Source organism: Rhodococcus sp. P3_B8 (genome assembly GCF_056402775.1).
The window spans coordinates 1-7,549 of record NZ_JBFUGT010000308.1; the positions used below are offsets into that span (position 1 = coordinate 1).

Sequence of the window (7,549 nt, forward strand, 5' to 3'; positions counted from 1 at the left end):
CCGGCGGAGAGTGCGCGGATGATGTCCGCCGCCGCATCGTCCGGGCGAATTTCGCCCGACGCGGCGTAGACGACAGCGCCCGGTGAGGTCGCGAGCACGGCATCGGCGTCGTCCGTTGCGGCCACCCCCAGCGAGCGGCCCAGGCGGGCCAGGTCGCCGGCATCGCGTCCCACCTTCTCCGGGTTGGCCACGATCACCGCCGTCAGCTCGAGTCCGGGGTGTGCATCGATCGCGCGGATCGCGGCCCGCCCCACATTCCCGGTGCCCCACACCACGGTCCGGATCTTCCCCTGGTCAGCCATGGAATCGGACCCTACCCAGTGCGCGAGGTGGGTAGTGCCCGAATGGGGCAACATCGGGCCGTGGAACCTCCCCGCGAGGGGCGGCGATCGTGGGTGGGCACGATTTCTCGACGAACTGGTGGGTCGTCAGCTGTGCGGGGGTCGGTAGACCTCTGCGAGTTCGTCGATGAACGGGGGTGCGAAAAGGCAATTCTCGAGTATTCGCCAGAGTGCCTCGACGAAGCGGTCCGTGGACATTCCGAATCTGACGAAGACCTCTTCGTCGGGTGCTCCGCCGTAGGGTGCCCAGACATGTGCGAACTCGATGACCGCGTCGGTGTCACTGTGCCCGGAATGCCAGTCGTGGGTTCGTCGGCGAAGGCGTTGGCTGCGTTGTCGCAGTTGCCGGTATCGGGATATGTCCTCGTCCGGTGTGCGCGGGTGGTGGGTTGCCCCTGGCGTGGGTGTGCGGCCGTGCAGTGGAGGGAACTGGCGCGCGGGGTGCTCAGTCATGCGTGATCACTCAATCGTCGGGGTTGCCGGGGCTGAATGCAGTGGCGGTGTTCGGGTGATGCCTCGCCGTTCCTGCGCGGCGGAACGAACCTCCTGTGGCTTGTACAGTACAGTCCATACCACTGAGGGGTTGACTTCGCAGCAGGTTGCTGTGCAGCAGAACGTTCGGAGGGCAGTGTGGCAAATACGGTGGAGGGTTCAGCGGCGGCCGAGCCCGAGACGACCGGCAAGATCCTCGACGCCGCGCAGGCGCTTTTCTTGCGGGACGGATACGCGGGGGTCAACCTCGATCGGATCGCGAAGTCGGCGGGAGTGGCGCGGCAGACGTTGTACAACCGCTTCGGCAGCAAGGAATCCGTCTTCCGCTCGATGCTGGATCGGCACTGGTCGAAGTTGTTGCAGACCGGGCGCATCGACGATCTGGTGGACGGTGCGCCGCAGTCGGCGGAAGCTGTACTGAGGCGCTTCGCCCAGGCGATCCTCGCGTTCGTGGCCGAGACCGACCAAGTGAGCTTCATCCGCCTGGTGGTGGCCGAATCTCGGCGGCTGCCGTGGATAGCCGAGGAGTTCTACCGGGCCGGCAAGGAGCCTCTGCTGAAGGCGCTGGTCGGCCAACTCGACCGATTGGTCACCGACGGACACATCGAATGCCGCTCGACCGAGTTGGCCGCCCACCAGTTCTTCGGGCTACTCCAGGAAGTGACGTTGTGGCCTCAGGTCATGGGCATCGTCGAGTTCGTCACGGATCTCCCGCCCGCCGACGAGATTGTCGAGGAGTCGGTCGCCACCTTCATGGCGCGGTACGCGCCCGCTGCGGGATAACTGCCGCCGACGCGTCACCGGGTGAGATCTCCTCGAGGGTCCGCCCGGTGGTGGCAACACCGAACCCCACGGTGACGACCGCAGCAACCGCCAGGGCTGCGGCGACGAGGGTGAATACCGCTCCGGCACCGCTGTGTTCGAGCATGGGGATCAGATAGAGCGGCGCGGCGGCGGTCGACAGGCGTCCCAGTGAATAGAGCCGGCCTGTGGCGGTGGTCCGGATGGCGGTCGGGTATTGCTCGAGCTGATACACGTGGGTGACATTCGACATCAGGTTCGCGATCACCGTGAACGTGAAACCCCACAGCACGATCCACACCGGTGTGACGGCATTTCCGTAGGCCAGGCCGAGCGCGGCCATCACGACCAGCGAGCCACCGAGAAGCCATTTGCGCTCGAACCTGTCCATGACGAGCATCGAGAGCAGTGAGCCGACCGGGTATCCGACGAAGGCGAGCGAGACATACAGCAGGGAATTGGTGACACTGATTCCCTTCCCCGTCAATACGAGCGTCGCAACGCTACTGAATCCGTGGTACCCGACGACGGCCAGAATCCAGACGATCGCCATCGTGATGGTGCGGCGCAACAGCGGCTTCCGCAGCATCGCGGACGCGCTCACCGGTCCGGTGCTCACGGGAGAGATTGCCTCGTCCTCGGCCGGGGCGGCCCAGCCCTCCGTACGTGCGGCATCCTCGAGTTCGCGGGTGACGGCTTCGGCTTCGTCTGTCCGGCCGACGGATTCGAGCCAGCGCGGCGACTCGGGTAGGTGCCGCCGCAGGACGAAGGTGATCAGGGCGCCGAGCGCACCCAGGGCGAACATCCATCGCCAGCCGTCGATCCCGAGCGGGCTGGCATCGACAACGATCATGCCGACGAACCCGACGACGGGGACCGCAGTGTACGAAAGCGTGAAGGCCCACGCCACGAAGTAGCCGCGTCGTTTCGACGGCAGGATGTCGCCGAGGAAGGAGTCGGTGACGGGCAGTTCGCCGCCGAGTCCGACGCCCGCGATGAAGCGACACAGCACCAGCATCCACAGATCGGTGGAGAAGGCGGCTAACAGCGTGAACACCGAGTACAAGCCAAGGGTGATCATGTACGCGCGCCGGCGGCCGAGACGATCAGCGATCCGGCCGATCAGGACGGCGCCGACGAAGGCGCCGACGAACGCCGAGGCCAGCACCAGCGACAGGTCGAAGCCGGTGAGCGCGAACTTGGTCTTCAAGGTGGCCGCCAGTACACCGGCGAGGAACAGTTCGTAGATCTCGAAGAAGTTGCCCAACGCAATGATGGCGATGATCTTCTTGTGCCGCCGGGTGACCGGGAGGCGATTCAGCCGGGCGGCGATGGTCAAGGGAACGCCGGGGCTGGGGGTATGTGTATCCATGGCTCCTCGATGGGGTTCGTGCCGAAACGTCAGCGATTGGCCATTGCCGGCCTGGGCTCTGGCGACCGCTACCGATAGGGGTGTACTGTACAGTCCAATCTAACTTTGGTCGAGGCTTGACAGCGTTATGGAGGACGAGGGCGCCATGGAGTACTCCTGGGAGAAGATGACCGCGGAGCAGTTGCGAGAGCGGGCGGGACTGGGCGGTCTGGTGCTGCTCCCGGTCGGATCGATCGAGCAGCACGGCCCGCACCTGCCCACCGGGGTGGACGCGCTGCTCGCCACCGAGGCGGCGAACAGAGTCGCAGCCCAACTGGCGGAGAGCCTTTCCGTCGTCGTCGCACCGACACTGTGGTGGGGTCTGGCGGAACACCACATGCGTTTCGGCGGCACGCTGACTCTGAGCCTGCCCACCTACCACGCCGTGCTCCGGGACGTCTGCCGGTCGATCATGCGCGCCGGGTTCACCCGGATCGCGATAGTGAACGGGCACGGCGGGAACATCTCGGCGCTCAATGCCATCGTCAACGAACTGACCGCGGAACTGCCCGTCACTATCGCCGTGACGACGTACCTGACCGCGGCGGCGGACGACGTCGCGGACATCCTGGAGGGGCAGAGCGGCGTGATGCACGCGTGTGAGGGGGAGACGTCGATGATGCTCGCCGCGCACCCCGAGCTCGTGGTCCTGGGCCGCCTCTCCGACGCACACGGCCCCGAATGCGGACTGCAATCCGACAACGTCCCCGTGTACCTCTGGCGCTCGTTCGAGGAGATCACCGAATCCGGTGTGGCCGGCGACGCACGACTCGCCACGGCCGACAAGGGCGAGAAACTGTTGGCGGTGTGCGCACAGCGACTCGCTGATCTGCTCGCGGCGCCGGAAACGTGGCACCGGAACGCCACCATCGACCGCCAGGCTGCCGCAACGAGCGTAGGGAGCTGATCGTGTCCGGAACATCAGCGCACTGGACGGTAGGGGACGCGACCATCGGTCGCGTCGACGAAGTCGTACTCGAAGGGCAGGGCCGCTGGCTCCTGCCCGACGCCACAGCCGAACTCGTTGCCGGCCAACCGTGGCTGGACCCGTCGGCCACCGACGACGGCGGTGACATCCGCCTGTCGGTGCACAGTTTCGTCTTGGACATCGCCGGAACCCGCATCGTCATCGACACCGGTGTCGGTAACGGCAAGGTCCGGGACAACCCGGCGTGGAACAACCTCGACGGCGACTACCTGCCGCGACTGGGCGACGCCGGGTTCGACCCGGATTCGGTCGACCTCGTGATCAACACGCACATCCACCGCGATCACGTCGGGTGGAACACCACCTTGCGAGAGGGGGTGTGGGAGCCGACCTTCCCGAATGCCCGCTACCTCGTCGCCCGCACCGAATGGGACTACTGGTCGGCGGCAGCGTTAAGCGAAGACCAGCAGCGAATGTTCGCCGATTCGATCACCCCGATCCGCCAGGCCGGTCAATACGAACTCGTCGACGCCGAGACACCCGTYGAGGTCGCCGACGGAGTCGAACTGCTCCCCACTCCCGGGCACACCCCGGGGCACGTATCGGTCCGGATCAGCTCCGGCGGCGAGACCGCACTGGTGACCGGGGACTTCCTCCACCACCCCATCCAGCTCGCCCACCCGCGCCTGTGCTGCGGAGTGGACATCGACCCGGCTCTGTCGGAACGCACACGAGAGACGATCCTGTCGACTATCGCCGACACCGAAACACTCTTGCTCGGTAGCCATTTCACCCACCCCACCGCCGGACGCGTGCGCAGCACCGCAACAGGTTTCGTGCTGGTTTCGGCCGCCGCGATCCCGTAGGCATTTCACCCACAACCAAGGACTTCGCCGTGACCACACATTCCGAACACCGAAATCGCGAGCACGCCGCAGCCGTGGCGGCCACCGTCATGGGCATCCGCGGTGTCCTGAGCGCTCTCGACGGCGTCGAATACGCGGAGACTCCGCCGGCGTTTTCCTTCGTCGCGCTTACCCACCCGCAGAACGGAACACCCGATGCAACCGCATGAATTGGACCTCACCGCCGCTGCCGACGCCATCTTCCGCCGAGAGTTGTCACCGGTCGAACTGATCGACTCCGCGCTCGATCACCTCGACCGCGTCGATCCGCACCTGTCTGCCTTCGTGACTGTGACGGCCGGCGCGGCGCGGGAGGAGGCGGCGATCGCCGAATCGGACATCGCCRCAGGCCGATATCGCGGTCCGCTGCACGGCATTCCGATCGCGATCAAAGATCTCTTCGATACTGCCGGGGTTCTCACCACGTCCAGTTCTGCGGTGCGGGCAACTCACGTTCCCGACCGCGACGCGACCGCAGTGCGGAAGTTGCAGTCGGCAGGCGCGATCTCGCTGGGCAAAACCCACACGCACGAGTTCGCCTTCGGAACGATCACACCGCAGAGTAGGAATCCGTGGGCTGTCGACCGCGTGCCCGGTGGCTCGAGCGGCGGATCTGCGATTGCGGTCAGCGCGGGGATCGTGGGTATCGCGCTCGGCAGTGACACCGGAGGTTCGATCCGGATTCCGTCCGCGCTCTGCGGGGTTGTCGGGCTCAAGCCCACATTCGGCTTGGTCTCCCGCGCAGGCGTCACCCCACTGTCGTGGTCGTTGGATCACGTCGGCCCGATCGCCGGCACCGTGCGTGACGCGGCGGTCGCACTCGATGCACTCGTCGGATACGACGACAAAGACCCCGCCAGCTTGCGGCACAACGAGGGGAGCTACGTTCCCGATTCCGGGAGGGACTTGACGAACGTCCGAGTAGGCGTTCCGACGAACTACTACTTCGACAACGTCGAACCCGAGGTGCAAGCGCGCGTTCTGGAGGCGATCGACGTACTCGCCGGGCTCGGTGCCACGCTCGTCGAGGTGGAAGTCCCGCTCACCCACCTCGTGCACGCCACGCAATGGGGTCTGATGGTTCCGGAAGCCACGACCTACCATCAGGATTCCCTGAACAGCCACCCCGAGCTGTATTCGGACGACGTCCGTCTCCTCCTCGAAGCCGGGCAGCACCTGCTTGCTACCGACTATCTCCGGGCGCAACGGTCCCGCGCGCTGATCCGCCAGGCCTGGGCGAACTTGTTCGACGACATCGACGTGCTCGCCGCACCGACTGTGACATCGGTAGCCGCACGGGCGGGTCAGGAGACCATCGACTGGCCCGACGGGAGCAGTGAAGGTATCAGTGACACCTACGTCCGTCTCTCGGCTCCGGCGAACCTCACCGGTCTGCCGGCGTTGTCCGTGCCGGTCCGCGTGTCGTCCGATGGGCTGCCGATCGGAATGCAACTCATCGGACGGCCACTGTCCGAGGCAACACTGCTTCAGGTGGGCGCGTCCTACGAGCTCGTCCGCGGGCAGGTGAGAAAGCCGGGATGGAGCTGGCTCCCCACCGGCGTCTGAAGTGGTGGGGCTGTCTGCTGATCGACTCGTGGGAGAACAAAGTTTCGGCGACGAACGATCGGGCGTCGGGCGATCCGCTGTGCTCGTTCCACGGCTGAAGGCGGCCGCGTCGTCGGGCCATCGTTCGGCAACAATGTTGCTCCTATCGGCCGACAGGAGTCGGCCCGCCCGGGCGAGGGTGCTTCGCACGGGYGGGCCATCCCCCGACACGCACCGGTCGACGGTGCGTCCTTGGGGTGCAGCACTGGTCCCTCATAAGGGGGCGCAAGTTGCCTGTCTGCGCGGGGTGTGCTGCCTGCGTGATTGCGAGTGAAGTTGTGGATCGGAAGCTTTGTCCGGCGGCCTCCTTGCTGTGGGTCGGCGTATCGGGTTGGTCACAATTGTGGGTTGACCTGCGAGCTTGCGCATGGGTCGTTCGGCGTATGTGGGTACCTGTCTTTTCGGGTTGCCTCCAGGTCCGGTCACGTTGAGGTGGACAATGGGAAGATGCACCCGCACGGGACGCTGCCCGGCTCGGGAAAAGGTCTGAGCAGAGCCGAACTGCTGGCCGCGGTATCGCTGGCGATCGATCTCGGTCTGGGTCAACCGATGGAACACATGCTTCGGTCGTCCTTGATCGCGACACGGATAGCGGAGCGGATGGGACTCGACCCCCAGCAGCGAGCGACCGTGTACTACGCCAATCTGGTCGGGTGGATCGGCTGTCACGCGGACTCCCACGAACTCTCGGCGCTCTTCGGCGACGACATCGCCTTCCGGGCCGACACCTACGCGGTGGACATGACCGGTCTGCCGTTTCTGCGGCTGATGACGAGTCACGTGGGACGCGGCCTGCCGGGCTGGGAGCGCGGCATCCGGGCCGCTGTTTTTCTGGTCGCAGCGCGTAGCCAGGTCGCCACGCTGATCCATTCACATTGCAGTTCCGCCGGGGTTCTGTCCGATCGGATGGGCTTGGACGGGCAGGTCGGAAAGGCGCTCGCCTACGTCTTCGAGCGTTGGGACGGCCGGGGGTTGCCCAACGGTTGTCGCGGAGAGGGTATCCCGGTCGAGATCCACATTTCCCACGTGGCGGACGTCGCCGAGGTGCACCTGCGGACGGGTGGGC

At 65.8% G+C, this 7,549-nt stretch carries 8 protein-coding genes and 1 pseudogene; 6 read left to right on the forward strand and 3 right to left on the reverse strand.

Features of this window, described 5'->3' with window-relative positions:
• Together AC1D1G_RS38320 and AC1D1G_RS38325 are read right to left on the reverse strand one after the other, a co-directional pair.
• Positions 1–302, reverse strand: a pseudogene (locus AC1D1G_RS38320) (dihydrodipicolinate reductase); the annotation flags it as partial.
• Positions 303–428: 126 nt separating this feature from the next.
• Positions 429–794, reverse strand: a complete 366-nt coding sequence (locus AC1D1G_RS38325; protein WP_477956197.1) for a hypothetical protein — start codon at positions 792–794, stop codon at positions 429–431.
• A 177-nt stretch (positions 795–971) separates the two neighbouring features.
• Here AC1D1G_RS38325 and AC1D1G_RS38330 point away from each other — a divergent pair, with 177 nt between their 5' ends.
• On the forward strand, positions 972–1,616 hold the full coding sequence (locus AC1D1G_RS38330; RefSeq protein WP_280783808.1) for a TetR/AcrR family transcriptional regulator: 645 nt from the start codon (positions 972–974) through the stop codon (positions 1,614–1,616).
• On the opposite strand, the gene AC1D1G_RS38335 is transcribed toward AC1D1G_RS38330, so the two are convergent.
• Positions 1,585–3,006, reverse strand: a complete 1,422-nt coding sequence (locus AC1D1G_RS38335) for an MFS transporter (protein ID WP_418340005.1) — start codon at positions 3,004–3,006, stop codon at positions 1,585–1,587. The genes AC1D1G_RS38330 and AC1D1G_RS38335 overlap by 32 nt on opposite strands.
• Before the next feature lie 145 nt (positions 3,007–3,151).
• Between AC1D1G_RS38335 and AC1D1G_RS38340 the strand changes: the two genes are divergently transcribed.
• The 5 genes from AC1D1G_RS38340 to AC1D1G_RS38360 form a co-directional block, all read left to right on the forward strand.
• A complete protein-coding gene (locus AC1D1G_RS38340) occupies positions 3,152–3,952 on the forward strand; it encodes a creatininase family protein (protein WP_477956198.1) in 801 nt (266 codons plus the stop codon).
• Between the two features lie 2 nt (positions 3,953–3,954).
• Positions 3,955–4,839, forward strand: a complete 885-nt coding sequence (locus AC1D1G_RS38345) for an MBL fold metallo-hydrolase (protein ID WP_477956199.1) — start codon at positions 3,955–3,957, stop codon at positions 4,837–4,839.
• Between the two features lie 29 nt (positions 4,840–4,868).
• A complete protein-coding gene (locus AC1D1G_RS38350; protein WP_280783804.1) occupies positions 4,869–5,048 on the forward strand; it encodes a hypothetical protein in 180 nt (59 codons plus the stop codon).
• Complete coding sequence (locus AC1D1G_RS38355; RefSeq protein WP_477956200.1) at positions 5,035–6,444, forward strand: amidase; 1,410 nt, start codon at positions 5,035–5,037, stop codon at positions 6,442–6,444. Before AC1D1G_RS38350 ends, AC1D1G_RS38355 begins: the two co-directional genes overlap by 14 nt.
• A 486-nt stretch (positions 6,445–6,930) precedes the next feature.
• Positions 6,931–7,549: HD domain-containing protein (locus tag AC1D1G_RS38360; RefSeq protein ID WP_477956201.1), on the forward strand; the 619-nt coding region annotated here is incomplete at its 3' end.